General features: G+C 73.0%; 22 protein-coding genes. 14 read left to right on the top strand and 8 right to left on the bottom strand.

The features are described from left to right. Positions 1-99 precede the first annotated feature (99 nt). Positions 100-1,281 (top strand): dephospho-CoA kinase, encoded by a 1,182-nt coding sequence (gene coaE / locus ABZV00_RS23620; protein WP_355609724.1) that lies wholly within the window; start codon positions 100-102, stop codon positions 1,279-1,281. 58 nt (positions 1,282-1,339) lie between these two features. Here the strand turns inward: coaE and ABZV00_RS23625 are convergent, their stop codons facing one another. Further along, positions 1,340-2,878 (bottom strand): hypothetical protein, encoded by a 1,539-nt coding sequence (locus ABZV00_RS23625; protein WP_355609726.1) that lies wholly within the window; start codon positions 2,876-2,878, stop codon positions 1,340-1,342. Positions 2,879-3,177: 299 nt separating this feature from the next. Here ABZV00_RS23625 and uvrB point away from each other — a divergent pair, with 299 nt between their 5' ends. Together uvrB and ABZV00_RS23635 are read left to right on the top strand one after the other, a co-directional pair. Beyond that, on the top strand, positions 3,178-5,286 hold the full coding sequence (gene uvrB / locus ABZV00_RS23630) for an excinuclease ABC subunit UvrB (RefSeq protein ID WP_355609728.1): 2,109 nt from the start codon (positions 3,178-3,180) through the stop codon (positions 5,284-5,286). A 150-nt stretch (positions 5,287-5,436) separates the two neighbouring features. Continuing rightward, positions 5,437-6,297 (top strand): helix-turn-helix transcriptional regulator, encoded by an 861-nt coding sequence (locus ABZV00_RS23635; protein ID WP_355609730.1) that lies wholly within the window; start codon positions 5,437-5,439, stop codon positions 6,295-6,297. A 106-nt stretch (positions 6,298-6,403) separates the two neighbouring features. Here the strand turns inward: ABZV00_RS23635 and ABZV00_RS23640 are convergent, their stop codons facing one another. Next, complete coding sequence (locus ABZV00_RS23640) at positions 6,404-6,697, bottom strand: antibiotic biosynthesis monooxygenase family protein (RefSeq protein ID WP_328418783.1); 294 nt, start codon at positions 6,695-6,697, stop codon at positions 6,404-6,406. 97 nt (positions 6,698-6,794) lie between these two features. On the opposite strand from ABZV00_RS23640, the gene pnuC reads away from it, so the two are divergent. From pnuC to ABZV00_RS23655, 3 genes are all read left to right on the top strand, one after another. Continuing rightward, positions 6,795-7,448, top strand: coding sequence for a nicotinamide riboside transporter PnuC (gene pnuC, locus ABZV00_RS23645; RefSeq protein WP_355609771.1), 654 nt, complete (start codon positions 6,795-6,797; stop codon positions 7,446-7,448). After that, positions 7,445-8,584, top strand: coding sequence for an AAA family ATPase (locus ABZV00_RS23650; protein ID WP_355609732.1), 1,140 nt, complete (start codon positions 7,445-7,447; stop codon positions 8,582-8,584). The genes pnuC and ABZV00_RS23650 overlap by 4 nt, the downstream gene beginning before the upstream one ends. Before the next feature lie 323 nt (positions 8,585-8,907). Next, on the top strand, positions 8,908-9,906 hold the full coding sequence (locus ABZV00_RS23655; RefSeq protein ID WP_328418781.1) for a TerC family protein: 999 nt from the start codon (positions 8,908-8,910) through the stop codon (positions 9,904-9,906). Between the two features lie 36 nt (positions 9,907-9,942). Here ABZV00_RS23655 and ABZV00_RS23660 read toward each other — a convergent pair whose 3' ends face one another. Then, positions 9,943-10,860, bottom strand: coding sequence for an NlpC/P60 family protein (locus ABZV00_RS23660; protein ID WP_355609734.1), 918 nt, complete (start codon positions 10,858-10,860; stop codon positions 9,943-9,945). A 60-nt stretch (positions 10,861-10,920) separates the two neighbouring features. Then, complete coding sequence (locus ABZV00_RS23665) at positions 10,921-12,018, bottom strand: dipeptide epimerase (RefSeq protein ID WP_355609736.1); 1,098 nt, start codon at positions 12,016-12,018, stop codon at positions 10,921-10,923. Between the two features lie 44 nt (positions 12,019-12,062). Between ABZV00_RS23665 and ABZV00_RS23670 the strand changes: the two genes are divergently transcribed. Further along, on the top strand, positions 12,063-12,860 hold the full coding sequence (locus ABZV00_RS23670) for a tyrosine-protein phosphatase (RefSeq protein ID WP_355609738.1): 798 nt from the start codon (positions 12,063-12,065) through the stop codon (positions 12,858-12,860). Here the strand turns inward: ABZV00_RS23670 and ABZV00_RS23675 are convergent. The 3 genes from ABZV00_RS23675 to typA form a co-directional block, all read right to left on the bottom strand. Beyond that, positions 12,829-13,530: a lysoplasmalogenase gene (locus ABZV00_RS23675; protein ID WP_355609740.1), complete on the bottom strand. Its 702-nt coding sequence runs from the start codon at positions 13,528-13,530 to the stop codon at positions 12,829-12,831. The genes ABZV00_RS23670 and ABZV00_RS23675 overlap by 32 nt on opposite strands. Before the next feature lie 54 nt (positions 13,531-13,584). After that, the gene (locus ABZV00_RS23680) at positions 13,585-14,445 is read right to left on the bottom strand and encodes a serine hydrolase (protein ID WP_355609742.1); all 861 of its coding nucleotides are present in this window, start codon (positions 14,443-14,445) and stop codon (positions 13,585-13,587) included. Between the two features lie 121 nt (positions 14,446-14,566). Continuing rightward, on the bottom strand, positions 14,567-16,435 hold the full coding sequence (gene typA / locus ABZV00_RS23685; protein ID WP_328418775.1) for a translational GTPase TypA: 1,869 nt from the start codon (positions 16,433-16,435) through the stop codon (positions 14,567-14,569). 133 nt (positions 16,436-16,568) lie between these two features. On the opposite strand from typA, the gene ABZV00_RS23690 reads away from it, so the two are divergent. Next, positions 16,569-17,987: a DedA family protein gene (locus tag ABZV00_RS23690; RefSeq protein WP_355609744.1), complete on the top strand. Its 1,419-nt coding sequence runs from the start codon at positions 16,569-16,571 to the stop codon at positions 17,985-17,987. Positions 17,988-18,020: 33 nt separating this feature from the next. Further along, complete coding sequence (locus tag ABZV00_RS23695; RefSeq protein ID WP_355609746.1) at positions 18,021-18,908, top strand: lytic transglycosylase domain-containing protein; 888 nt, start codon at positions 18,021-18,023, stop codon at positions 18,906-18,908. A gap of 67 nt (positions 18,909-18,975) precedes the next feature. Here the strand turns inward: ABZV00_RS23695 and ABZV00_RS23700 are convergent, their stop codons facing one another. Beyond that, positions 18,976-21,105 (bottom strand): efflux RND transporter permease subunit, encoded by a 2,130-nt coding sequence (locus ABZV00_RS23700; RefSeq protein ID WP_355609748.1) that lies wholly within the window; start codon positions 21,103-21,105, stop codon positions 18,976-18,978. A 124-nt stretch (positions 21,106-21,229) separates the two neighbouring features. Here ABZV00_RS23700 and ABZV00_RS23705 point away from each other — a divergent pair, with 124 nt between their 5' ends. From ABZV00_RS23705 to ABZV00_RS23725, 5 genes are all read left to right on the top strand, one after another. Then, entirely contained in the window at positions 21,230-21,745 is a 516-nt protein-coding gene (locus ABZV00_RS23705) for a MarR family transcriptional regulator (RefSeq protein WP_328418771.1), read from the top strand. 42 nt (positions 21,746-21,787) lie between these two features. Further along, positions 21,788-23,440: a CocE/NonD family hydrolase gene (locus ABZV00_RS23710; RefSeq protein WP_355609773.1), complete on the top strand. Its 1,653-nt coding sequence runs from the start codon at positions 21,788-21,790 to the stop codon at positions 23,438-23,440. Positions 23,441-23,599: 159 nt separating this feature from the next. Further along, positions 23,600-24,475: a hypothetical protein gene (locus ABZV00_RS23715; RefSeq protein WP_355609750.1), complete on the top strand. Its 876-nt coding sequence runs from the start codon at positions 23,600-23,602 to the stop codon at positions 24,473-24,475. Between the two features lie 102 nt (positions 24,476-24,577). Next, positions 24,578-25,153 carry a metalloregulator ArsR/SmtB family transcription factor gene (locus tag ABZV00_RS23720; protein ID WP_355609752.1) on the top strand — a complete coding sequence of 192 codons (576 nt, stop codon included), beginning with the start codon at positions 24,578-24,580 and terminating at the stop codon, positions 25,151-25,153. Continuing rightward, positions 25,150-26,430 carry an MFS transporter gene (locus ABZV00_RS23725; protein WP_355609754.1) on the top strand — a complete coding sequence of 427 codons (1,281 nt, stop codon included), beginning with the start codon at positions 25,150-25,152 and terminating at the stop codon, positions 26,428-26,430. The genes ABZV00_RS23720 and ABZV00_RS23725 overlap by 4 nt, the downstream gene beginning before the upstream one ends. Positions 26,431-26,437 lie beyond the last annotated feature (7 nt).

Raw genomic sequence — 26,437 nt, forward strand, 5'->3', positions numbered from 1 at the left:
CAAGGAGCCGGTCGCCGCGCTGCCGGCGCCAACGAGCACGATCTCGCCGGGCCGCGGGCGAGTTTGGCGACGGGGCTAGCGATCCGGTTGACTGGTCCGGTGCTGAGGGTGGGATTGACCGGCGGTATCGGGTCGGGCAAGAGCGCGGTGGCCGCGCGGCTGGTCGAGCGGGGTGCGGTGCTCATCGACTCCGACCGGGTGGCCCGGGAGGTCGTCGCACCGGGCACCGAGGGCCTGGCCGAGATCGTCGCCACGTTCTCCACCGAGGTGCTGGACGCCGACGGCGCACTGGACCGCGCCGCACTGGGTGCGGTGGTGTTCGCCGACGAGACCGCCCGCCGGCAGTTGGAGGCGATCACCCATCCCCGGGTCCGTGCCCGCACCGCCGAGCTGGCCGCCGCGGCGGCGCCCGACGCGATCGTCGTGAACGACGTACCGCTGCTGGTCGAGGTGGGTCTCGCGCCGACGTACCACCTGGTGGTCGTGGTGCAGACGGACGTGGCGGCCCGACTCGAACGCCTGGCGCGCGATCGTGGGATGGACCGTGCGGAGGCCGAGCGGCGGATCGCCGCGCAGGCCGACGACGCCCGTCGCCGCGCCGTGGCGGACGTGGTGCTGACCAACGACGGAAGCCTGGCGGAGCTGCATGCCGCCGTCGACGCACTCTGGCACCAGCGGTTGCTGCCCTACGAGCACAACCTGCGGGAGCGGCGGGTGGTTCCGCCGGGCCGGGTCGACCCGACCGGGACCGACCCGAACTGGCCCGAGCAGTACGCCCGGCTGGCCGCCCGGATCCGACACGCGCTCGCCCCGGCCGACCTGCGGATCGACCACATCGGCTCGACCGCGGTGCCCGGCCTCGCCGCCGAGGACGTCATCGACGTGCAGGTGGCCGTGCCCAGCCTCGCCGACGCCGACGGGGTGCTGGCCGACCGGCTGGCGAACGCCGGGTTCCCGCCGGTGCCGGGGCAGTGGTGGGACGATCCCCGTCCGGCCGGCAGCGGCCGGTGGGAGAAGCGGTTGCACGGCAGCGCCGACCCTGCCCGCCCGGTGCGCGTGCACGTGCGGGCCGCCGGCTCGCCGGGCTGGCGGTACGCGCTGCTGATGCGCGACCACCTGCGCGCCGACCCGGACCAGCGTGCGGCTTACCTGCTGCTCAAGCGCGAGTTGGTCGACGCGGCGCCGGCCGGCACCGGATCCGGTACGGCCCGCGACCCGTGGTTCGACGAGGAGTACCTGCGGGCCGAGCAGTGGGCCGCGCAGACCGGCTGGCGGCCCTGAGCGGCACGGCTGACACCGGGGCGTTTCACCGGGCGCGTGCCGCCCGCGTCGCGGGGGATCAGGGTGCGCCGGGACGCCGGGTGCCGCCGGGGGCTGCCGGGCGCGGCACCGGGGTCAGCCGGGGTACCGAGGCGGGGTTGAGGTCCAGCTGCGCCCACGCGCCGGGGGCGGTGTGCAGCTCCAGCCGGCGCAGCGACCCGACCCGGTCGATCCAGTAGCGCAGCCGCGCGTCGGCCGTGCGCAGCTCGACGACGTCCACGGTCCGCCCGCCGGCGACGTCCTCGCGTACCCGCACGGCCGCACCACGCTGCCCGGATGACCCGGCGGCGGCCACCGCGGCCCCGACCAGCAGGCTCAGGTCGTCCGTGCCGGACCGGGTGAACCGCCACGCCCCGGCAGGGGGCGGCAGCGGCGGCCGACCGGGCGTTTCCGCGGTGCCGCCGCCACCGGCCGCGGCCGGCACGTCCACCCGGGCCAGGCCGGCGGTGTCCCGCCGCAGCAGGGTCCGGCGATCCGGTACGCCCAGGTCGGCGGCGGCCAGGTAGGCGGTGCGGGCGGTCCAGTTCAACCAGCCGGCGCCTCGCAGGTTGGTGTCCGTGCCCGTCGGCGCCGTCAACGTCAGCGCGGCACCGCCCTGGGCGCGCAGCCGGGTCGGCAGCCGGTCCAGCCGGTCCTGTTCGGCGCCGGTGAGCGCGCGGGGTTGCCCGGGCCGGCCACCGAGTGCGTCCACCGGGCGCAGCGTCGGCCGGTCCGCCCGGTTGAGGGTCACCGTGATCGAGCCGACGTCGCGCAGCCGGAGGACCAGCTTGTGCAGCCGGGCGTCCTGGTCGAGCCAGTAGCGGGGCTGCCCGTCGACGTCGCCGCCTGCCCTGGTCGTCGGTGCTGTACTTCCCGGCGCTGTGCCGCTGGCGGCGGGTGAGGTTCCGCCGGGTAGCGGCGCCTCAAGGACGTCCACCGGCCCGGCTGCGACGGTGTCCCGGGCCACCCAGCGGGCACCGCTGTCCCGCAGCGCCTGGGCGGGGTCCGGGCGGTCGGCGGCGAGGCCGAGAAGCAGGTCGAGCACGGGTGCCAGGCCCGCGCCGGGTGCCAGGTGGTGCAGCCGCCAGCGGTCCGCCGGGGGCACCAGTGGTGGCGCTGCGGGGGTGGGCACCGCAGCCGGGTCCGGTCGGATCACCAGCAACGGGCCGGCTCTCTGCAACAGGCCTCGCTCGGCGCCCGCGCCCGGACCACCCACGTCGAGGTAGAGCAGCGTCCGCGACCAGTCCACCCAGCCGACCAGTTCGGTACGGGCGGCACCGGCGCCGACCGTGACATGGACCCCGGCGCGCAGGTCCCGCAGATTGGTGACCCGCATCGCGGCCAACCGCTCGCCCTCGGCGACGGTCAGCGGCCGGGCCGGCTCGGGCGGGTCGGGAGCCCAGCTCAACAGCCCGATCACCAGCGCCGTCGCGGACGTCACCGCGGTCAGGCCGAGCATCAGCAGGATTGTCCGTCGGCGGCGGCTGGCCGGGGACGGACCGGCGGGGTCGGCGGTGTCGGTGGGCCGGGACGTGTCCCCGGGATCGATGTCGCGTGCCGGCTTCGGAGAGGTGTCCACGGATGTGAAACGGGCGGGGCGGCGCCGGGGTGACGAGCAGGGCGCTCGCGGCGGCCGGTCTGCGCCTCGAGCGCGACCACACGGGTGCGCACGCCGGACGCGCCGGGTGCTGCGACCCGCTGTGCCGGGGGCGGCCGGCCGAGATGACGGCCTGGCCACCGGCCCGGTCGGCCGCCGCGAGCGGCCTACAGCGAGAGCCTAGTGCCGGTGACATGCGCCACACAATGGGAATATTGAAGCTGATCACGTACCCGGCGTGACGGCCGTTCCTGTCGGACCTCCGGCGTACCGTTGAGGTCATGGCGCTCGACATTCCTCGGCTGGACGGCCGCTTCCAGGTCGTCAGTGAGTTTCAGCCGGCCGGCGACCAGCCGGCCGCCATCAACGATCTGGAGCGTCGGGTTCGGCGCGGCGACCGCAACACGGTGCTGCTCGGCGCGACCGGCACCGGCAAGAGCGCCACCACCGCGTGGCTGATCGAGCGGCTGCAGCGCCCGACCCTGGTGCTCGCCCCGAACAAGACGCTCTGCGCGCAGCTGGCCAAGGAGTTCAGCGAGCTGCTGCCGGACAACGCCGTCGAATACTTCGTCTCGTACTACGACTACTACCAGCCCGAGGCGTACATCCCGCAGACCGACACCTACATCGAGAAGGACTCCTCGATCAACGAGGAGGTCGAGCGGCTGCGGCACTCGGCGACGATGTCGCTGCTCACCCGCCGTGATGTGGTCGTGGTGGCCACCGTGTCGGCGATCTACGGCCTGGGCACCCCTGAGGAGTACCTCGACCGGGCGATCCGGGTCGGCGTCGGCCAGGAGGTCGACCGCGACCAGTTGCTGCGGCGGCTGGTCGACATCCGCTACACCCGCAACGACATGGCCTTCCAGCGGGGGACGTTCCGGGTCCGCGGCGACACGCTGGAGATCATCCCGGCGTACGAGGAGTTGGCGGTCCGCATCGAGCTGTTCGGCGACGAGGTGGAGAAGCTCTACTACCTCAATCCACTGACCGGTGACGTGGTCCGCGAGGTCGACCAGCTGGTCATCTTCCCGGCCACGCACTACGCGGCCGGGCCGGAGCGGATGGAGCGGGCGATCCGCGACATCGAGGCGGAGCTGGCCGAACGGCTCGCCGAGCTGGAGCGGCAGGGCAAGCTGCTGGAGGCGCAGCGGCTGCGGATGCGCACCACCTACGACATCGAGATGATGCGGCAGGTGGGCTTCTGCTCGGGCATCGAGAACTACTCGATGCACATGGACGGGCGGCTGCCCGGCAGCCCGCCGCACTGCCTGCTCGACTACTTCCCGGACGACTTCCTCACCGTCGTCGACGAGTCGCACGTGACGATCCCGCAGATCGGCGGCATGTACGAGGGCGACGCGTCCCGCAAGCGGATGCTCATCGACCACGGCTTCCGGCTGCCCAGCGCGGCCGACAACCGGCCGCTGCGCTTCGACGAGTTCCTGGAGCGGGTCGGCCAGATGGTCTACCTCTCCGCGACCCCCGGCCCGTGGGAGCTGGAGCAGGCTCAGGGTGAGTTCGTCGAGCAGGTCATCCGGCCCACCGGGCTGGTCGACCCGGAGGTCGTGATCAAGCCGACCAAGGGCCAGATCGACGACCTGATGCACGAGATCAAGCTGCGTACCGATCGGGACGAACGGGTGCTGGTCACCACGCTGACCAAGAAGATGGCCGAGGACCTGTCGGACTACCTGCTGGAGAACGGCATCCGGGTGCGCTACCTGCACTCGGAGGTCGACACGCTGCGCCGGGTGGAGCTGCTGCGCGAGCTGCGCAAGGGCGACTACGACGTGCTGGTCGGCATCAACCTGCTCCGCGAAGGTCTGGACCTGCCCGAGGTGTCGTTGGTGGCGATCCTCGACGCTGACAAGGAGGGCTTCCTGCGCAGCGGCCGGTCGCTGATCCAGACCATCGGGCGGGCCGCCCGTAACGTCTCCGGTCAGGTGCACATGTACGCCGACAAGATCACTCCGTCGATGGCGAACGCGATCGACGAGACCGATCGGCGGCGGGCCAAGCAGATCGCGCACAACGAGGCGCACGGGGTCAGCCCGGAGCCGCTGCGCAAGAAGATCCACGACATCCTGGACGACATCTACCGCGAGGCGGAGGACACCGAAAACTCCCGGGTCGGCGGTGCGGTGCGCCAGCTCTCCCGGGGCAAGGCGCCGGTCAAGGAGACCCGCAGCCGGAGTCGGGCCGCCGCCACCACCACCTCGCGGGAGGGGATGGCCCGCGCCGACCTGGCCCAGCTCATCCAGGAGCTGAACGACCAGATGCTGGCCGCCGCCCGCGAGCTGCAGTTCGAGCTGGCGGCCCGGATCCGCGACGAGGTCTCCGACCTGAAGAAGGAGCTGCGCGGAATGGACGCCACCGGCGTGAAGTGACGGCCGCCCCGGCGGCCACAGCGGGTGCGGAACGGCAGGTACGGGCCGGTCCGATCGGTCGCCGGGAGAGGTCAGTCCGGTAGCGGTGTGCGAGCGTGGTATTGCACTGGGTGACCGTCCTGCGTACTCTCCCTCGGTGGGGAGGCGGGGATGCCGTTGCCAACGAGTCCTGTCATTCGACGTGTGCGGCTCGGTGCCGAGCTGCGCCAGCTACGCCGGCGCGAGGCGTTGACCCTGGAGCAGGTCTGCGACCGGCTGGGCTGGGCCTCGACGTCGAAACTGTCCCGCATCGAGTTGGGCCAGAGCCGACCGGACCTCGCCGACGTGCTGGATCTGCTGGACATCTACCAGGTGCCGGCGCCGGCCCGGGACGCGCTGATCGTGATCGCCCGGGACGCGGCCACCAGTCGCGGCTGGTGGAAGACGCTGGGCGAGATGAGCGAGCGGCAGCGTACGTACGCCGAGCTGGAGGCGGGCGCCGCCCACATCGTCGAGTACCAGCCGGCGGTCGTGCCGGGGCTGCTCCAGACGCCGGAGTACGCCCGGTTCCGGGTCTCCGCCGGCGCCCTGTTCACGCCGGAGATCGACGTGGACGCCGAGGTGCGTGCCCGGGGTCTGCGGCAGGAGGTGCTGCGTCGCGCCGACCCAGCGCGCTACACGGTGGTGCTCGCCGAGGCGGCCTGCGACCCGGGCGACCTGCCGGTCCCGGTCTGGCGTGAGCAACTGCGGCACCTGGTCGCCGTGACCGGGCTGGCCCACGTGACGATCCGGCTGTTGCCCCGCGGCGCGGCGGCCGACGGCGGGCTGCACCCGCTCACCCCGTACTCCTGGTATGCCTTCCCCGACCCGGCGGACCCGCGGACGGTGATGCTGGAGGCGTTGACCACCGACGTCCGGTTGGCCACCGTGCTGGACGTCGACCGGTACGAGCGGATGACCGAGGCGTTGCTGGCCGCCGCGTTGTCACCGGCGGAGACGGTCACCGCGCTGGCCCGACGCGTCGGGGAATGAGGGCAGCGGCGCCGCGCGGCCACCGGGCCCGGCGCCCCCGAGCCCGTCGGGACCGGCGGCCGGCGCGTGCGGTGGGCACGATAACCGTGGGGTACGACAGCTCCGCTCAGGCCGGTACGTCGATGAAGTGCTCGACGAGGGGAGGCCCGGCGAAGTGCGGCCCGATCAGCTCGCGCCACCGGGTGAACCGCTCGGTGGCCCGGAAGTTGTCGTTGTGCGCCTCGACCGAGTCCCACTCGACCAGCAGCACGAACCGGGTCGGGGACTCGATCCCCCGGGTCATCCGCACCGACCGGCAGCCGGGTGCCCCGGCGAGCACCGGGTGACCCTGGGCGTACGCGGCGGCGAACTCGTCCTCGTGTCCGGGCAGTACGTCGATCAACGCGACCTCAAGCACCATGTCGGAAGCCTCCCACGGCGGGTCAGCCCGACGGGGTGGTGGGGTCTGTTCCGGTGTCGACAGTGGCCCTAGGGTGGGTGCCCGGGAGGGCACTGTGATGATCGACTGGCTCACCGGCACCGCGTTCCGGGTGGCCGGCACCGGGACCACGTGGGCGGAACTGCTCGGGTTCGCCACCGGCGTGCTCAACGTCTGGCTGGTGGCCCGGCAGCGGATCGCGAACTGGCCGGTCGGCATCGCCAACGTGCTGCTGCTCATGCTGCTGTTCTGGACCGCCGGCCTGTACGCCGACGCCGGGCTCCAGGTCGTCTACGTCGCGCTCGGCTGCTACGGCTGGTGGCACTGGCTGTTCGGTGGCGAGCGGCGGACCCGGCTCACGGTGAGCCGGACCGGGCGGCGGGAGTGGCTGGCGCTGGCCGTCGCAGGGGTGCTGCTCACCGGCGCGCTCTGGGTCCTGCTGGACCGGGCCACCGACTCGACGGTGCCGCTGCCGGACGCGCTGACCACCGCGCTGTCCCTGCTGGCCACGTACGGGCAGACCCGCAAGCGGGTGGAGAGCTGGTGGCTCTGGATCGCCGCCGACCTGATCTACATCCCGCTCTACGCGTACAAGGGGCTGCACCTGACCGCCGTCCTGTACCTGGTGTTCCTCGCCCTCTGCGTGCTCGGGCTGCGGGCCTGGCGTGCGGACCTGCGCCGGGCCGACCGGCCGACCCCCGTCCGGCCCGGCCCGGCCCGGGTCACCGCGTGACCGAGCGGGCACCAGACCGCCGGCCGACACCCCGCCCGCCGACACCCCGCTCGCCGGAGCAGGCGGACGCTGCGGAGTTCCGGCACGGGATGGTGGTGGGGAAGTTCTACCCGCCGCACGCCGGGCACCACTCGCTGATCGCGGCCGCGGCTGCCCGGTGCGCCACGGTCACCGTGGTGGTGGCGCCCTCGCGCCGCGAGTCCATCCCGCTCGAGGTGCGGCTGGACTGGCTGCGGGAGGTGCACGCGGACACCCCGTGGGTCCGGTTCGTCGGCCGGTACGACGACCACCCGGTGGACTACGCCGACCCGGTGGTCTGGGACGCGCACTGCGCGGTGTTCCGCGAGGCGGTCGGACCGGGGGCGGTGGACGCCGTCTTCTCCTCTGAGGCGTACGGCGCCGAGCTGGCCCGCCGCTTCGACGCCGTACCCGTGTCGGTGGATCCGGACCGGCGGACCGTGCCGGTCTCCGGGACCGCCGTGCGGGCGGACCCGGTGGGTCACTGGCGGTGGCTGAGCCCGCCGGTGCGCGCCTGGTTCGTCCGGCGGGTGGTGGTGGTCGGCGCCGAGTCGACCGGCACCACCACGATGGCGATGGCGCTCGCCGCGCACTACCGCACCGGCTGGGTGCCGGAGTACGGCCGGGAGCTGACCGCCCGCAAGCTGGCCCGGCTGCGGGAAGACTCGCCCGGGGCGAGCGTCTTCGACGTGAGCTGGGATCGGGATGACTTCCGCACGGTGGTCCGCGAGCAGCAGGCGGCCGAGGACGCGGCGGCCCGCTCGTCCGGGCCGCTGCTCTTCTGCGACACCGACGCGCGGGCCACCGCTGTCTGGGAGGAGCGCTACCTCGGTGGTACGTCTCCGGCGGTCCGGGCGGCGGCCCGTCGACCTGCGCTGTACCTGCTGACCGACCACCGGGGCGTGCCCTTCGCCGACGACGGGCTGCGCGACGGGGAGCACCTGCGGGGCTGGATGACCGAGCGGTTTCGCACCGAACTGGCCGGGTGCGGCGTGCCGGTGGTGGAGCTGGTGGGACCGCACGCCGAGCGGCTGACCCGGGCTGTGGCTGCCTGCGACGCGTTGCTCGCCGCCGGCTGGTCGCTCGCCGACCCGCTCGCCGCATCCGACACGCACTAGCCTCCTAGGACGCGTTAGACCGTGTGTCGCGGGGTATTCCCGGCCGGCGGGTGGCCGGTAACACCGGCTACCCGGGGTGCGATCACACGGCGTGGTGGGCAAGAATGGTCATCGAGGAGGGGAGTATTCCCTCGCGACGGAGTCGTCAGCACGGTCGACCGCCGGTTTTCGGCGTACGACCCGGCGCCGTCGGTCGCCGTCCCGCTCGCGGGCGGTGGCGGAAGAGACCTCCGACAGTCACCAGAGTGAGCGTGAGCGGCACGCCGGGACCCGCAGGGGCGTACGGTGTGCCCGACGCCGCGTGTCTGCCGGAGGAATGAACGTTGGACGTGTCCGGATTGGTGTGGGCGGGGACCCTCGTCGCACTGACTGCGGTCCTGCTCGTCGACCTGTTGATCATCGGTCGACGCCCGCACGAGCCGAGCGTGCGTGAGTCGAGCCTCTGGGTCAGCTTCTACGTCGGCCTGGCCCTGCTCTTCGGCGCCGGTGTCTGGTTGACCTCCGGGGCCAGCGCGGCCGGGCAGTTCTACACCGGCTGGCTCACCGAGTACAGCCTCTCGGTGGACAACCTCTTCGTCTTCGTGATCATCATGGCCCGCTTCGGTGTGCCCCGGCAGTACCAGCAGAAGGTGTTGCTGGTCGGCATCGTGCTGGCGTTGGTGATGCGCGGCGGGTTCATCGCCGCCGGCGCCGCCTTGATCTCGCAGTTCTCCTGGGTCTTCTACATCTTCGGCGCCTTCCTGATCTACACCGCGGTCAACCTGGCCCGGCAGGGTGAGCCGGACGAGGACGAGTTCTCCGAGAACCTGTTGATCCGGTGGAGCCGCAAGGCGCTGCCGATCTCCAAGGACTACGACGGCGCGAAGCTGACCACGCACTTCAACGGCCGGCGGCTGTTCACTCCGATGCTGATCGTGATGATCGCGATCGGCACCACCGACCTGATCTTCGCGCTGGACTCGATCCCGGCGATCTTCGGCATCACCCAGGAGCCGTACCTGGTCTTCACCGCGAACGTCTTCGCGCTGATGGGCCTGCGCCAGCTCTACTTCCTGCTCGGTGGCCTGCTCGACCGGCTGATCTACCTGAGCTACGGGCTGGCCGTGGTGCTCGGCTTCATCGGGGTGAAGCTGGTGCTGGAGGCGCTGGCCGACAACAACCTGCCGTTCATCAACGGCGGGGAGCACGTGGGCTGGGCGCCGCACATCCCGATCTGGCTGTCGCTGCTGATCATCCTCGGCACGCTCGGCGTCGCCACGATCGCCAGTCTGGTGAAGTCCTCCCGGGACCGGCGGCGCGAGCTGGCCGAGGCCCGGCGCTGACCACCGCCGGCCGGGCGCGGGGACGCGCCCGGCCGGTCAGACCCGGTGCACGCCGACCAGGGTCGCGGTCCGATCGGCCGGCATTGGCTCCTCCACGACCCGCCGCCGCCGGTAGCAGGCGTGCAGCATCCGCCGGTTCTCGTGGTCGCCGGGGACGGCGGTGACGATTCCGATGTGGTGGATCTTCCGGCCGGGGCGGGCGAAGAAGTAGAGGTCTCCGGGGCGTTCCGCGCCCAGCGGCAGCGGGGTGGTCGCCGCCGCCTGGTCGGCCGCGTCGCGGGGCAGCAGCACCCCGAACCGGCGCCAGGCCAGGTGCACCAGCCCGGAGCAGTCGATGCCGTACGAGGAGAGCCCGCCCCAGACGTAGGCCACGTGCAGCAGCCGCTGCGCCACCGCGAGCGCATCGGCGGCGCTGGGCGGCGCGGCCGGTGCCGGGACCAACTGGCCGTCGGGCAGCCAGAGCGGCGCGGCCTGACCGGGGACGTGCACCGGCTGCCAACCGTTGAGCGCCGGACCGGCCGGGACGAGACGGGTGCCGACGACCACTCCGGGCAGCACGACCGGCCCGTCCGGCGCGGCGCGCAGCCCGATGACCGTGGCGTCCACCACCAGCGGGCGGCCGGTGACGGCCGGGTCGACGGGGGCCAGTTGGTCGGCCGGTAGCCAGCCCGGGTAGCCGCGCGGATCCAGCGTGGCGGCGGGCTGCTCGACGGCCACCACCCGCGCCCAACCGTCCGGGCGCAGCTCGCTGATGAGCACCCGCTCACCCAGCAGCAGTTGGCTCAGCACGCAGTCGCCGACCTGCTGGTCGGTGTCCAGGCCGGAGACCCAGGCCGGGATGTCGGCGCGCGCGGTGAGCGCCGGCCCGTCGACGGCGCGGACCGCCTCGGGGCAGGTCCAGAGCGTCGCCACCGCGACCCGGACGACGGCCTCGCGGCCCGGTTGCAGCTCCACGTCAACCCCCAGCTCGTGTCGGCCGTCCTCCGGAAACCATATGAAAGAAACTAACGATCATCAACTGCGGGTCTGTATCTTTGCTTCAGCCAAGCCGGAAATGCCCAGGCCGGGGGCATCCGGAAGCACCACGGTGGCTGCCTCGTAGTGCAGCCCGCCGTGCACCGGCGACCAGGCCAGCCACCAGGCGGCGTCCAGGTCGGAGACTGCGGTGGTGCCGTACGCGGCGACCAGGCTCGCGGCCGCGCCGATGCCGATCTGGGTCTCCATCATCGACCCCACCACCGTGCCGAGCCCGTGCGCGGAGGCCAGATCCAGCAGGGTGCGCGCCGGGTGCAGCCCGCCGCACTTGGCCAGCTTGACGTTGACCAGGTCGGCGGCCCGGCGGCGGATCACCTCCACCAGGTCACGAACCCCGAAGACCGCCTCGTCGGCCAGGATCGGCACGGACACCCGGTCGCTGACCCAGGCCATCCCGTCCAGGTCCCAGCGGGCCACCGGCTGCTCGACCAGCTCCACATCGAGCCCCGCGTCCTCGATGCCGCGGATCACCCGGACCGCCTCCCGGGGCGTCCAGCCCTGGTTGGCGTCGAGGCGGATCTGGACCCCGGCGCCGACCGCCGAGCGGACCGCCCGCACCCGGTCCAGGTCGCCGGCCGCGTCGGTGCCGACCTTCAGCTTGAGCACGCCGAAGCCGTCGGCCTGTCGCTGCCGCGCGGCCGCTGCCAGGTCCACCGCGTCGCCCGCGGCCAGCGTGACGTCCGTGGGCACCCGCAGCCTGGTGCCGCCGAGCAGCCGCACCAGGGGTACGCCCAGCCGCCGGGCGGCCAGGTCGTGCAGGGCCACGTCCACCGCGGCCTTCGCCGCCTCGTTGCCGACCACCGCGCGCTGTACCTCGGCGCAGCGGGTCACCAGGTCGTCCGGGTCGCGTCCGGTGAGCAGCGGCCCGAGCAGCTCCCGCACGCACGCCTCAGCTCCGGCGACCGACGCGCCGGTGACCTGCCAGACCTGCGGCGCCTCGCCGAAGCCGGACCGGCCGTCGGCGTCGACCAGCTCGACGACCAGCGTGTCCACTGTGGTGGTACGGCGCAGCGCGGTGACGAAAGGGGTGTGGAGGGGTGCGGAAACCCGGTGGGTGCGTACCGCCGAGATCGTCATGTGGGGCACCCTATACGCAGGCAGGCGGCGGGAGGGGAGACCGGATGACCGGGCGGGACTGGGAGATGGTGGGTGCGCCGAACGCGCGTGACCTGGGCGGCCTGGTCGGTGCCGACGGCCGACGAGTGCGCGCCGGACGGCTGATCCGTACCCCGGCGTTGGGCCGGCTCACCGACGAGGACCTGCCGGTGCTCGCGAAGCTCGGGCCGGCCTGCGTGCTCGACCTGCGCGACGGCTCGGAGATCGCGGTGGCTCCGGCGGACCGGCTCGTCGGGGAGCCCCGGATGGTGCATCTGCCGGTGCACGACCCGGAGCACCCGGTCTTCACGTACGTCTCGGCGGTGCTGCTCGGCCACGACCTGAACTCGTACGCGGAGTTGGCCCGGCAGGGCACGGCGGGGGCGATGGCGGAGATCTACCGATGGTTCGTCACCGGAGCGTCGGCGCGGGTCGGCTTCGCCGAGGCGGTACGGCTGGCGACCCGGCCGGAGAACCTGCCGCTGGTCTACCACTGCTCCGCCGGCAAGGACCGCACGGGTTGGCTCACCGTCATCCTGCTGACCGCGCTCGGAGTGGACGAGGCCACGATCCGCGCCGAGTACCTGCGCAACAACCAGCTGACCGACAGCCTCCGCGCGGTGATCATCGAGGCGATGCGGCGGCGGCAGCCCGAGCTGGACGTCGACGCGGTGCTGCCGGTGCTGGAGGTCCGCCCGGAGTACCTCGACGCCGGCTACCAGGAGGTCCGCCGGGTGCACGGCTCGTTCGACGGCTACCTGCGCGACGGGCTCGGGCTGACCGACGAGATCCTCACCGGGCTACGGGCGCAGTTGTTGGAGTGACCGGCGCGCCGGCCGGCGTTCCGGCGCGGCCGGCCCGGCCGATGACGATCAGCGCCTGGCCGGCCGCGTAACTCGCCATGACCAGCACCGGCGCGCCAGGTGGCTGTGCCACTCCAGCCACCCCGGTGGCGATCAACAGGTCGGACCCGAGGAACAGCGCGGCGCCGAGACCGACCCGCCAGCCCTGGGTGACGGCGGTGCTGGCCATCGCGGCCAGCGCGAGCGCGTACCCGGCCACCGGAACGGCCAGCCCGGCGTCCGTCAGTCCCGCCCACATCCAGGTCAGCGCGACGACGGTCAGCACCGCGTACACCAGCGGGACCGCGACCAGCGGCGCACGGCGCAGCGCGGTCGCGGCGCCGTGCCGGGTGAACGCCGCGAGGTAGCAGAGGTGGGCGGCGAGGAAGCAGGCCATGCCGGCCATGAACCAGCCGGTGCCGTCGCCCAGCAGCGCCACGTCGCCACCGGTGGAGAAGGCCAGCGCGGCGAGCACCAACCGGTCCGGACGGGCACCGCGCTCGGCGGTGGCCCGCCAGAGGTACGCGGCCAGCAGCGGCATCAGCAGCGGCTTGGTGAGCAGTTCGGCCACCCCGCCACCGGTGGCGTTGGCCAGCAGGTTCGCCACCGTCACGGCGAGGAATGCGGCCAGGAGAGTACGACTGCGGGGCATCAGCGGCTCCGGGGTGGGGGTGCGAGCAGCCTAGCCGGGATCGGCGGGTGCGGGTCAGAGCTGGTGGCGGGCCGCCCAGACCTGCGCCGAGACGTTGGCGATCAGCCGGCAGGCGTCGTCCTCGACCTCGTCTCCGCTCGGGCCGCCGTCGGCCAGGTCGGTGGTGGTGCAGACGACGATCAGGTACGGCGGGGCGTCGTCGGGCAGCACCACCCCGGCGCCGTGCCGGACGCCGCGCACCCAACCGCCCTTGTGCGCGATCCGGGTGCCCTCGGGCAGGCCGGCGGCCAGGTCCTCGCGGTGCTCCTGGGCGAGCAGGACGTCCAGCATGGCCGTGCAGCCGGCCGGCGACGCGAGCCGGCCGGGGGTGGTGGCCCCGGTGGCCAGTGCGCCGAGCAGGGCGGCCAGGTCGGCGGCGGTGACCAGGTTGGTGATGCCGGCCTCGCGGGCGGCGAAGTCCTCGATGCCCCGGCCGGTGACGCTGTACCGGGCACCGGCCAGCGCCCACACCTCGGCCACCGCCGGCAGCCCGACCTGCCCGATGACCAGGTTCGTGGCCAGGTTGCTGGACCGCACGATCATCCGGTCGGCCAGCCAGCGCAGCGGCGCGGTGCCACCCACCCGGTCCCAGACCGCGTCGTCGTTGTCGTAGTGCTGCGCGCAGGAGAATCGGGGCGCGCCGGGCTGGGCCGAGTCGAACTCGTTGACCACCGGGACCGGGGCGTCCAGCTCCAGCGTGCCGGCTTCGGCGGCGCGGTGCAGCGCGGCGAGCACCCCCGCCTTCATGGTGCTGGCGGCGTAGTGGGCGGCGTCGGCGTGGCGGGTCCAGGTCGGGGGCGCGTCGAGCCGGCCCACGTACGCCGAGACGGTGCCGGGCACCTTGTCCAGGTGGGCGTCGAGATCATCCCAGGTCATGCCGGTGACCGTAGCCGATCACGGGCGGGCCGACCGAGTGGGGCCGGCGTACCCCCGCTGAAAAGCGGCCGGGCGCGCCGGCCGCAAGCGGCCGACGCGCCCGGTGCCGGGTGCTGGTGGGTCAGCCGGCGTGCTTACGGCGGGCCGCCGCCCGACCACGCAACTGCTGGTCGAGCATCACCTTGCGGATCCGGACGGCGGTCGGGGTGACCTCGACGCATTCGTCCTCGCGGCAGAACTCGAGCGCCTGCTCCAGCGACAGCTTGCGCGGCGGGATCAGCTTCTCGGTCTCGTCCGAGGTCGACGCCCGCATGTTGGTGAGCTTCTTCTCCTTGGTGATGTTGACGTCCATGTCGTCGGAGCGGGAGTTCTCGCCGACGATCATGCCCTCGTACACCTCGGTGGTCGGGTCGACGAAGAGCTGCCCGCGCTCCTGCAGGTTGATCATCGCGAAGGCGGTGACCGCGCCGGAGCGGTCGGCGACCAGCGAACCGTTGTTGCGGGTACGCAGCTCACCGAACCACGGCTCGTAGGACTCGAAGACGTGGTGCAGGATGCCGGTGCCCCGGGTGTCGGTGAGGAACTCGGTGCGGAAGCCGATCAGGCCGCGCGCCGGGACCAGCCACTCCATCCGGATCCAGCCGGTGCCGTGGTTGACCAGCTGCTCCATCCGGCCCTTGCGGGTGGCCAGCAGCTGGGTGATCGCACCCAGGTACTCCTCCGGCGCGTCGATGGTCAGCCGTTCGACCGGCTCGCAGGTCTTGCCGTCGATCTCCCGGGTGACCACCTGCGGCTTGCCGACGGTCAGCTCGTAGCTTTCCCGGCGCATCTGCTCGACCAGGATGGCCAGCGCCAGCTCACCACGGCCCTGCACCTCCCAGGCGTCCGGCCGCTCGGTGGGCAGCACCCGCAGCGAGACGTTGCCGATCAGTTCCTTGTCCAACCGGTCCTTCACCATCCGCGCGGTGACCTTGGAGCCCTTGACCCGGCCGACCAGCGGCGAGGTGTTGGTGCCGATGGTCATCGAGATGGCCGGCTCGTCGACGGTGATCAGCGGCAGCGCCACCGGGTGCTCCGCGTCGGCCAGCGTCTCACCGATCATGATCTCGGGGATGCCGGCGACGGCGATGATGTCGCCAGGGCCGGCCGAGTCGGCCGGCTTGCGCTCCAGGCCCTCGGTCATCAGCATCTCGGAGATGCGGACCCGCTGGGTGCTGCCGTCGGTGCGGCACCAGGCCACCGTCTGACCCTTGTTGATCGTGCCCTGGCGGACCCGGCACAGCGCCAGTCGGCCGAGGAACGGCGAGGCGTCGAGGTTGGTGACGTGTGCCTGCAGCGGCGCGCCGTCCTCGTACGCGGGCGGCGGGATGGTGTCCAGCAGGGTGCGGAACAGCGGCTCCAGCGAGGTGCTGTCGTCCGGCACCGAGCCGTCGGCGGGCTGGGTCAGCGAGGCGATGCCGTCGCGGGCGCAGGCGTAGACGATCGGGAAGTCGATCTGCTCCTCGTCGGCGTCCAGGTCGAGGAAGAGCTCGTAGGTGTCGTCCACGACCTCCTTGATCCGGGCGTCCGGCCGGTCCACCTTGTTGATCACGAGGATGATCGGGAGTCGCGCCCGCAGCGCCTTACGCAGCACGAAGCGGGTCTGCGGCAGCGGGCCCTCGCTCGCGTCGACCAGGAGCACCACACCGTCGACCATGGTCAGGCCGCGCTCCACCTCGCCACCGAAGTCGGCGTGGCCGGGGGTGTCGATGATGTTGATGGTGACCGGGTCGGAGCCGTCCGCCGGCAGGTAGTGCACGCCGGTGTTCTTGGCCAGGATCGTGATGCCCTTCTCCCGTTCCAGGTCCCCGGAGTCCATCACCCGCTCGGTCGTCTCACCCCGGGCGCCGTACGCGCCAGCCTGCCGCAACATGGCGTCGACCAGGGTGGTCTTGCCGTGGTCGACGTGAGCGATGATGGCGACGTTGCGGAGGTCGGTGCGAAGCTGCATACCCTCTATCCTTCCGCCTGCGCTCGCGCAGGCTGCGTCGGGGTCACCCCCAGGTGCCCCTGATCTCTGGTGAAACTGCTGTCCGGGTCGTTCCCCCGGCTGGCATGCTGACTCCCGTGTCCCGGGGGCCTGAGTGCACGATCTGCTGACCTTGTTGCAGGGTCTGCCCACCCTGTGGATCTACCTGGTCGCCGCGTTGATCGTGATGGGCGAGACCGCGGTGATCTTCGGCCTGCTGGTGCCGGGTGAGGCTACCCTGCTGCTCGTCGGCTTCCTCACCTACAACGGTACCTTGCGGCTGGGCCCGGCGTTGCTCGCGATGATCGTCGCGGCGGTCCTGGGTGATGGGCTGGCGTTCCGCGCCGGACGGCGGTACGGCCCGCGGCTGCGTGCCCGGCTGGGCCACCGGGTCGGGCCCGCGCGGTGGAGCCGGGCGGACGCCATGCTCGCGCGGCTCGGGGGGCGGGGCGTGTTCGCCGCGCGCTGGGTGGCCTTCGCCCGCACTCTGGTGCCCCGGTTGGCCGGGGCGTCCGACATGCCGTACCGACGGTTCGCGCCGTGGAACCTGGCCGGTGTGGTGACCTGGGTGGGCGGGTCGGTGCTGCTCGGTCACCTCGCCGGTGAGTCGTACGACACGGTCTCCCGGTTGCTCGGCCGGGCCACCGGCGCGGCACTGGTGTTGCTGGCCGGGCTGTTGGGGGTGGTGCTCGCCGGCCGGTGGCTGGGCCGCAACCCCGACCCGGTACGGGCGTTGCTCTCCCGGGCCGGCGCGTTGCCCCCGGTGCGCTGGCTCAGCGCCCGCTACGGGGTGCTGTTCTTCCTGGTGGCCATGCGGATTGGACCGGCCTGGACGCTGCTGCTCAACCTCGCCGCCGGGCTGGTGCTGCTCTTCGCCGCCGGGCTCGCCATCGCCGGCCTGCTCGCCGTCGGGGTGCGCAGCAGCGGGCTGGCCACGCTGGACGGGGCGATCGAGGCCTGGTTCGCCGCCCGCCGGACCCCGGGCGCCGCCGACGCCACCATGGTCGTGGTGTCGTTGGTGCGCGGGTGGGTGTTGATCGTGCTGGTGGCCATGGTGGCCGCGGTGCTGGCGTGGCGGAACCGGCCGTGGCGGGCGGACCTGCTCAGCGTGGTCGGCACGGTGGGCGCGTTCGTGCCGCTGCTGGTACTCGCCGTGGTGGCCGAGCTGACCGGTTCGCCGGGGGCCGGCCCGGACGGCGGCGAGTCGGTCCCGTTTCCGACCCAGAACGCGGTGGTCGCGGCGAGCTTCTGCACCCTGGCCTGGCTCGTGTCCCGGGGCGCCCGGTGGCCGGTGGCGGTGGCAACCTGGACAGCCGCCGCCGCAGGCGTGGTCGGTGTCGGCGGCGCGCGGCTCTACCTCGGGCTGGACACGACGAGCGGGACCGCGGCAGCGGTGCTGCTCGGGGTGCTCTGGACGGTGGTGTTCATGGTCGCCTGGGCCACCCGGGACCGGGCGATGGGGGATCGGGAGCAGCCGGCGGACGGGGTCCGGCCACCGTCGCAGGGGCCTCGCCGCCCGGTCGAACCTTGCTAGGGTGCGGCGACGATCACATGGGGGAGGAACGGCATGCATCGACGGAATGGTCGGGTGGGCGCCGGTTTGCTCGCCGGGCTGCTGCTGGCGGGCACGCTGGTCGGCTGCGGCCCTGCGAAGGAACGCCCGCAGGACCAGACCGCGCCAGTCGCGGTGACCGAGGTACCGGTGGAGGCGCCGGCGGAGGTCCCGCTCGATGACGCCGCGGAGCCGAGCCCGTCGGCGACCGGGGCGGCGGGTGCCGCCCCGCAACGCCTCGCGTCCCCGAGCCCGGCAGCGCCGAAGGCGGCGACTCGCACGGCCACCGCGGCGCCGAGGCCGCGCCTGGTGCCCAGACGGCCCACCGAGACCTGGGCTCCGCCGCCGCCGCCACGTCCGCGAGCGAGCCCCTGCACGCCCAGCTACCGGGGCACCCAGGCGACCAGGGCCGAGGCGAAGGCGGCGCTGACCGACGCGGCGGCGCGCACCTACTGGCCGGTGTCCGCCCCGGCCCTGAAGATTCCGCTGAACCTGGTCAAGGCCACCGCCTGGCAGGAGAGCGGCTGGCAGTCCAACATCTACGCCTGCGACGGCGGTGTCGGGCTGATGCAGGTGATGCCGGACACCGCGACCTGGATGAACCAGCGGTTCGAGCAGAGCTACGACATCGACAACTACCGGGACAACGCGTACCTCGGCGGCACCTACCTGGCCTGGCTGACCAAGTACATCGGCGACATGTACTTCGAGTCCGACTACCGGCTCGACGCCGCCCTGTGCAGCACCGAGCTGAATTCCTGCCTGCTCAACGCGGTCATCGCCGCGTACAACTTCGGGCACGGTGCGGTGGCGCAGGAGGGACAGCCGCTGGCCATCCCCAACCCGTCGTACGTGCGCAACGTGCGGGCGCTGATGACCGAGTGCGTCTGCCTGGCGTACTGAGCACGCCGACCGACGCGACGGGGGCGGGGCCGGGGAGACCCGGCCCCGCCCCCGTCGCGGTGCCCGGTCAGTCCCGGGCGGCGGCGACCAGCTCGGGTGGCGCCGGGGCCTCCGCCACGCGCTCGCGGGCGATCCGGCCGGGCCACCAGAAGCGGTCGCCGAGCATGAACGCCAGCGCCGGGACCAGGACCGTGCGGACCAGCAGGGTGTCCAGCAGGACGCCGATGCACACGATGATGCCGATCTGGGTCAGCGTGATCAGGGGCAGCACCCCGAGCACCGCGAAGACCGCGGCGAGCAGGACACCCGCACTCGTGATCACCCCGCCGGTGACCCGCAGCGCGGAGAGCATCCCGTCCCGGGTGCCCGCCTTGCGGGCGTCCTCCCGGGCCCTGGTGACCAGGAAGATGTTGTAGTCCACGCCGAGTGCCACCAGGAACACGAAGGCCAGCAGCAGCACGCCGCTGTCCAGCGCCGGGAAGCCCAGCACGTGGTCGAAGAGAAGCCACGCCGCACCGAGGCTGGCGAAGAACGACGCGATCACGGTGAGCACCAGCAGCACCGGCGCGAGCAGGCCCCGCAGCAGGAGTACGAGCACCGCGCCGACCAGCAGCAGGATGATCGGCAGGATCAGCCGCAGGTCCCGGTCGTTGGCCTCCTCGGAGTCGTAGGTGGCGGCCACGCTGCCGCCGACGATCGCCCCGGTCGGGGCGTCGGCGCCCTCTGCCGTAGGTGGCGCGGAGTTGGGGACCGCGGCGACCGCGGCGCGCAGCGCCTCGATCGTCCGGTTGGAGGCGGTGGTCCCGGGTTCGGAGGCCAGCACCACGTCGACCTGGGCGACGGCCTGGCCGGCGTCGCCGGGGCGGGCCGAGGCGACCCCCGGCACGGTGGAGGCCGCGTCGGTGACCGCCCGCACGGCCGTCGGGGTGGTGAGCACGGCCACCGGCTGGGTGGTGCCGGCGGGGAACGCCCGGGCCAGGGTCTGCGCGCCGGTCACCGCCTCGGGCTGGGCCCGGAACTGCTCGGTCTCGGACAGCCCGGTGCGGATCCCGAGCCCACCCAGCGCCAGGCCGGCGAGCAGCAGCGTGGCCAGCACCGCGACCGGCGCCGGACGGCGTTGCACGGCGGTGCCGAGCCGGCCCCAGAGCCGGCCCTCGCGGACCGCGCCACCGACCTTGGGTACGAACGGCCAGAACAGGCCGCGGCCGAAGAGCAGCAACAGGGCGGGAAGCACGAACAGCGCCGAGAGCATGGCGAAGACCACACCGGTGGCGCAGGCCACGGCCAGTGCGCGGTTCGTCTCCTGCTCACTGAGCAGCAGGGTGAGCACGCCGAGCACCACGGTGCCGCCGCTGGCCAGGATGGGCTCGGCCGTCCGGCGCAGCGCGGCGCGCATAGCCGCGAACCGGTCCTCCTCGCGGCGCAGCTCCTCCCGGTAGCGGGCGATGAGCAGCAGGGCGTAGTCGGTGGCGGCGCCGAAGACCAGCACGCTGGCGATGCCGGTGACCTGGCCCTGCTGGAGGGTGATGCCGACGGCCGGCACGATCGTGTCCACCGCGCGCAGGGTGAGCTGCTCGGTCGCCGCGACCACGACCAGCGGCACGATCCACAGGAACGGGCTGCGGTAGGTGATCAGCAACAGCAGCGCGACCACGGCGGCGGTCACCGCGAGCAGGGTGATGTCGGCGCCCTCGAAGACCGAGGCGAGGTCGGCGGTGAAGGCGGGAGCGCCGGTGACCTCGACGGTGAGGCCGTCGGGCAGGTTCGCCAGCGCGGCGCGTACCTGGCTGACCGTCCCGGTGACTTCGTCCTGGCCACCGGCAGTGCTGAGCGGCACGGCGACCAGCGCCACGGTCCCGTCCGGGGAGAGCTGCGGGGGGCTGACCTGCCCGCTCACCGCGAAGCGGCCCAGATCGCCGGAGCGGGCGGCGACGGCACTCCGGTCGGCCTCGCTCAGCGCACCGCCGTCGCCGCGGCTGACCACCACGATGGCCGGCTGGACCTCGCTGGACGGGAGCTGGTCCTGCAACCGTTCCACCTGGGTCGACTGCCACTGCACGGACAGGCCGCTGGCGGAGATCGGCGCCGGGTTGTTCGGTTGGGGTAGCCCGAAGATCGCCGCGCCGACGACGATCGCGGCGGCCACGGTGAGCCAGGCGGCCAACCGGCCGCGGGCGACTCTGGTGAAGACAGACATCAGGTGACCTCAGGGTCCTTCAGGTGGTCAAGTATCTCGACTATCGAGATTATCGACGGTTGCTCTATGCTGCAACCTGGGGACCGACGACGGGAAGAAGCGGCGCGAGGTGGCGACTCACGGCATGTACCGACGGCGCGACACGCGCCGCGAGCAGCTGGTCGCGGAGATCACCAACAACCTGCGGCGGTACGCGGCGGACGCCCAGCAGGTCGGGCACGCCTTCGCCAACCTGCACGGGCTCAACCCGACCGACCTGCAGGCGCTGATCGCGGTGATGGACGCCGAGCTGTTCGGTGACCCGATCACCCCCGGCCGCCTCGGTGAGCAGCTCAACCTCTCCTCCGGTTCGGTCACCGCCCTGATCGACCGGCTGGAGCGTGCCGGCCACATCCGCCGGGACCGGGACACCGTCGACCGACGCAAGGTGTTCCTGCACTACGCCGACCAGGGGGCCGCGCTGGCCATGCAGTTCTTCCAGCCGCTGGGCGCCCGTACCGACTCGGTGATGGCCCACTTCAGCGACGACGAGCTGGAGGTGCTGCACCGGTTCATGGGGGAGATGAGCCAGTCGTTGCGCGCGCACCGCGACGCGGTCCGCGCCGCCCGGCCCCAGTCGCCCCGACGGCCGACGGACTGACCGGTGCCGCACCGGCTCGTCGCCCACCTCGCCGGCGCCGCGCTGCGGCTGCCCGCGACCAGCCCCGGCCCGGTGCGGGTCACCCGTGACATCCCGGTCCGGGTCCGCGACGGCGTGGTGCTGCGCACCGACCACTACGCCCCGGCCGGCCGGGACGCACCCACCGTGCTGATCCGCACCCCGTACGGGCGGGGTGGCCCGCTGCGGCTGCTCGGCCGGCTGCTCGCCGCGCGAGGCTGGCACGCGGTGATCCAGTCCTGTCGGGGCACCGGGGGCTCCGGTGGGACGTTCGCCCCGCTGGTGCACGAGCGCGACGACGGGCTGGACACCCTGGACTGGCTGCGTCGCCAGCCCTGGTGGTCCGGTGCGCTCGGCATGTTCGGGGTCAGCTACCAGGGCTTCGCACAGTGGGCGCTGGCCGCCGACGCCGGCGAGGAGCTGCGCGCGATGGTCGCGGTGGTGACCGCCTCGGCGACCCGGGATTCGACGTACGCGGGGGAGTCCTTCGCCCTGGACACGGTGCTGACCTGGGCGGAGCTGCTGCACGCGCAGACCGTGCCGTGGCTGGCCCGGCAGTGGGAGCTCAAGCGTGGGCAGCCCCGGCTGGTCGCCGCACTGGAGCACCTGCCGCTGGCCGGGGCGGATCGGGTGGCCACCGGGGTGACCATCCCGTTCTTCCAGGAGTGGCTGCGCCACCACACGCCGGACGCCGTGTACTGGCGGACCCGGGTCTTCGACGACCAGGTGGCCCGGGTGCGGGCACCGGTGGTCATGGTCACCGGCTGGCACGACATCTTCCTGCCCGCCCAGCTCGACGACCACGCCACCCTGCGCGCCGCCGGCGCCCGGCCGCGCCTGGTGATCGGCCCGTGGACGCATGGCAGTCCCGGCCTGTTCGTGGCCGCCCTGCGGGAGGGCCTGGCCTGGCTCGACGAGCACCTGACCGGCCCGGCCACAGCGAGCGGGCCGGCAGTCCGCGTCGACCGGTCCGCGTCGGCCCCGGTCCAGCTCTACGTGAGCGGCGCCGGCGGTGGCTGGCGGGACCTGCCGGACTGGCCACCGCCGGCGGTCGACACCGCCTGGCACCTGCATCCCGGCGGTGTGCTGGCCGCGACCCCCCCGGTTGCATCGGCGCCGGACGAGTTCCGGTACGACCCGAGCGACCCCACCCCGTCGCTGGGTGGGCCGCTGCTCGTCGCGCAGCGGGCCGGCCCGGTCGACAACCGGCGTGTCGAGGCCCGCCCCGACGTGCTGACGTACACCAGCACCCCGCTGACCCAGCCGGTCGAGGTGATCGGCCCGGTGCGCGCCGAGATCCACGTCCGCAGTGAGCTGCCGTACCTGGATGTCTTCGTCCGGCTGTGCGACGTGGACCGCCGCGGTCGCTCGTGGAACGTGTGCGACGGTCTGGTCCGGGTCACGCCCGATCGGTTCGCGGCCGACCCGTCCGGGGTGTGCCGGGTCCCGGTGCCGCTGTGGCCGACCGCGTACCGGTTCGGCGCCGGGCACCGCCTGCGGGTGCAGGTGACCGGTGGTGCCCATCCGCGCTGGGCGCGCAACCCGGGTAGCGGGGAACCCCTCGGTGCGGCCGTGACACTGCGTGCCGGTTGGCGACAGGTTCTGCACGACCCGGCGCACCCCTCGGCGTTGTTCCTGCCGATCGTCCACTCTGGCTCTGCGCAACCTCCAATCTGAACTGACCCCCTCTGAGCTGGGCATTCATCGAAAACGCGGGCTATCGTTGAGTCAACGCCCGGCGCCGTGCATCAGTAAGACCGGGCGCGTTCGCAGCCCTGCACCGCGTACGCGGTGTGACGTCGTGCCCGGTCCCCGCCCGTTGGAGAGGGGGACCCCATGACCCAGGCCCCGGCGAATCTGTTGGCCGTCCGCACCCTGCTCCTGACCCACCTCGACAACGCCCCCGGGCCAGACGATCTGGAGCCGGCGGAAGTCGGCATCGTCGGCGATCCGGCGCACCGGGGCGGCTACCACTGTGGATCGGACCGGGTGGTCACCAACGACTACTCGGTGGTGGAGTCACCCCGGGACCGGGCCGGCCTGACCCTCGACGCGGCAGCACTGGACGTCGGCGGCTTCGACGTCCGCTCCGCTGGCCGGACGCACACCCTGCGCAGCTTCTCGCTCTGGTGCGTGGGACAGTGCGTCGCGAACGCGGCCGACACCCGGGACATCCGCGAGATCATCTACAGCCCCGACGGTACGACCGTGAAGCGGTGGGACCGGCTCGGCAAGCGGAGCACCGGCGACAGTTCGCACCGCTGGCACACCCACATCAGCTTCTTCCGTGACGCCATCAAGGGGGGCCGCGACCAGCGGCCGTTGTTCCGCCGCTACCTCAGCTCCATCGGACTCCTGGAGGAGAACGACATGACTCCCGAAGAACACGCCTGGCTGGCCACCGTCCACCGGAACCTGACCGTGCTGGACGGCCGCAACCCGGTCGGGCAGATCTACACCCGGATGACGATGGGTGAAGATGCCACCGTCCAGAACTACGTGCCGGCGCACCCGACGCTGAAGTCGCTCGCCGCGCAGGTGACCGCCCTGCAGACCGCGCTGACCGCGCTGGCCGGTCGCGACTTCACCGACGAGCCGGCGATCATCCAGGGCGTGCTGGCCGGGTTGACCCCGGAGAAGATCGCCGCGGCCATCCCGCCGACGATGGCCAAGCAGGTCGCCGACGAATTGGCCCGCCGGCTGGTCGCCTGAGCCGCCCCCGGCCGCGTCGGTTGGCCCGAACCTGCCGATCCGCAACGACTGTTTAGCAATATCTGTTGCGTAACAGATGTTGCGGATGACAGGGTCGGTGGCATGGAGAGTCCCGACGTACGACAGGTCACCGACTCGCGGGTGCTGGCCGCCATGGCCCACCCGCTGCGCCGCCGGCTCATGGACGTGCTCAAGGTGCACGGGCCCTCGACCGTCGGCCTGCTCGCCGAGCGCACCGACCAGGCGCCCGCGAACGTCAGTCACCACCTCAAGGTGCTCGCCGCCGCCGGGCTGGTCACCGAGGCCCCCGACCTGGTCCGGGACCGGCGCGAGCGGTGGTGGCGCCTGGTCACCCGGGCGGTGCGCTGGTCCAACAGCGACTTCGACGCCGACCCGGCCGCCCGGGCGGTCGCCGACGCCGCCACGTCGCTCAACCTGGACCGGCACGTCGCCCTGGCCCGAGCCTGGCACGCCGCCGACGAGTCGGCGCAGGCCGCCTGGCAGGACGGCCCGTTCTCCACCGACAAGTGGCTGCACCTCACCCCGGACGAACTGGCCGAGCTGAGCCGCGAAATGATCGACCTGCTGGCCCGCTGGGCCGACCGGCCACTGCCCGACGACGGCCGCGAACGGCAGCCCGTGTTCGTGTTCGCCCACGGCGTTCCGGCCCGGCCGTGACCGCGGCCACCCGCACCGATCCGGGTCCGGTCCGGCCGGCCGGTGGCCTTTTGCGGCACCGGGACTTCCGGTTGCTCTGGGCCGGCCAGGCGGTCAGCAGCATCGGCAGCAACGTCACCACGGTCGCGCTGCCGCTGGTCGCGGTGGCCGTGCTCGACGCCGGCACCTTCCAGGTGGCGGTGCTCACCGCCGCGGCCTGGCTGCCCTGGTTGCTGATCGGCCTGCCGGCCGGCGCGTGGGTGGACCGCCTGCCGCGCCGTCCGGTGATGGTCGCCTGCGACGTGTTCTGCGCGCTGGCCTTCCTCAGTGTGCCGCTGGCCGCCGCGCTGGATCGGCTCACCGTCTGGCACCTGCTGCTGGTCGCGCTCGGCGCTGGCACCGCGCGGGTCTTCTTCGAGACCGCAGACCAGGTGTACCTGCCGGTCGTGCTGCGACCCGAGCAGCTACCGGAGGGCAACGCGAAGCTGCACGCCACCCAGACCGTGAGCTACGTCGTCGGACCCGGAGTCGCGGGCCTGATCGCCCAGCTCACCGGGGCGGTCGCCGCGCTGCTGCTGGACGCGCTCACCTTCCTGCTCTCCGCGGCCTTCCTGCTGCGGATCCGCACCGTCGAGCCGCGCGCCCGGCGGGCGGACCCATCCCGGTCGCTGCGCCGGGACATCGCCGAGGGGTTGCGCTTCGTCGTCCGCGACCCGTACCTGCGGGTGCTGGCGGTCTTCGGTGCGGCCAGCAACATCGGGCTGATCGGCTACCAGGCCGTCCTGGTGGTCTTCCTGGTCCGGGAGCTGCGGCTCGAACCGGGCCTGGTGGGCGTCCTGATCGCGGTGATGAGCGCCGGCGGGATCGTCGGTGCGTTGCTGGCCACCACGCTGGCCCGGCGCTGCGGCACCGCGCGGGCTCTGCTGGTCGGTGCGGCCCTCACCGGCCCGCCCGCGCTGCTCATTCCGCTGGCCGCGCCGGGTGTCGGGCTGGTCTGGCCGGCCCTCGGCGGGGTGCTGATCGGCCTCGGTGTGGCCGTCGGCAACGTGGTCAAGGGCAGCTTCCGACAGATGTACACCCCGCACCACCTGCTCGGCCGGGTGACGGTGAGCATGCACCTGCTCAACTACGGCACCATCCCGCTGGCGGCCGTGCTGGCTGGCGCCCTCGGCGCGCGGTACGGCGTCGAGACGGCGATCAGGGTGATGACCACCTGGTTGGCGCTCACCCCGTTGATCCTGCTGATGGGGCCGCTCCGGCGGCGGCGGGACCTGCCCGCCGCCCCGGCGGCGTATTGAGTGCGCT

This window comes from Micromonospora sp. NPDC005173 (assembly GCF_040608515.1).
In the GTDB taxonomy this organism is placed as follows: domain Bacteria; phylum Actinomycetota; class Actinomycetes; order Mycobacteriales; family Micromonosporaceae; genus Micromonospora.

What these genes read in the sequence shown, in the direction of transcription:
- uvrB (WP_355609728.1), top strand. Translation starts at nt 3,178, where the DNA reads ATGGCGCTCGACATTCCTCGGCTGGACGGCCGCTTCCAGGTCGTCAGT.
- ABZV00_RS23635 (WP_355609730.1), top strand. Translation starts at nt 5,437, where the DNA reads ATGCCGTTGCCAACGAGTCCTGTCATTCGACGTGTGCGGCTCGGTGCC.
- ABZV00_RS23640 (WP_328418783.1), bottom strand. Translation starts at nt 6,697, where the DNA reads ATGGTGCTTGAGGTCGCGTTGATCGACGTACTGCCCGGACACGAGGAC.
- pnuC (WP_355609771.1), top strand. Translation starts at nt 6,795, where the DNA reads ATGATCGACTGGCTCACCGGCACCGCGTTCCGGGTGGCCGGCACCGGG.
- ABZV00_RS23665 (WP_355609736.1), bottom strand. Translation starts at nt 12,018, where the DNA reads ATGACGATCTCGGCGGTACGCACCCACCGGGTTTCCGCACCCCTCCAC.
- ABZV00_RS23670 (WP_355609738.1), top strand. Translation starts at nt 12,063, where the DNA reads ATGACCGGGCGGGACTGGGAGATGGTGGGTGCGCCGAACGCGCGTGAC.
- ABZV00_RS23675 (WP_355609740.1), bottom strand. Translation starts at nt 13,530, where the DNA reads ATGCCCCGCAGTCGTACTCTCCTGGCCGCATTCCTCGCCGTGACGGTG.
- ABZV00_RS23680 (WP_355609742.1), bottom strand. Translation starts at nt 14,445, where the DNA reads ATGACCTGGGATGATCTCGACGCCCACCTGGACAAGGTGCCCGGCACC.
- typA (WP_328418775.1), bottom strand. Translation starts at nt 16,435, where the DNA reads ATGCAGCTTCGCACCGACCTCCGCAACGTCGCCATCATCGCTCACGTC.
- ABZV00_RS23695 (WP_355609746.1), top strand. Translation starts at nt 18,021, where the DNA reads ATGCATCGACGGAATGGTCGGGTGGGCGCCGGTTTGCTCGCCGGGCTG.
- ABZV00_RS23700 (WP_355609748.1), bottom strand. Translation starts at nt 21,105, where the DNA reads ATGTCTGTCTTCACCAGAGTCGCCCGCGGCCGGTTGGCCGCCTGGCTC.
- ABZV00_RS23705 (WP_328418771.1), top strand. Translation starts at nt 21,230, where the DNA reads ATGTACCGACGGCGCGACACGCGCCGCGAGCAGCTGGTCGCGGAGATC.
- ABZV00_RS23715 (WP_355609750.1), top strand. Translation starts at nt 23,600, where the DNA reads ATGACCCAGGCCCCGGCGAATCTGTTGGCCGTCCGCACCCTGCTCCTG.
- ABZV00_RS23720 (WP_355609752.1), top strand. Translation starts at nt 24,578, where the DNA reads ATGGAGAGTCCCGACGTACGACAGGTCACCGACTCGCGGGTGCTGGCC.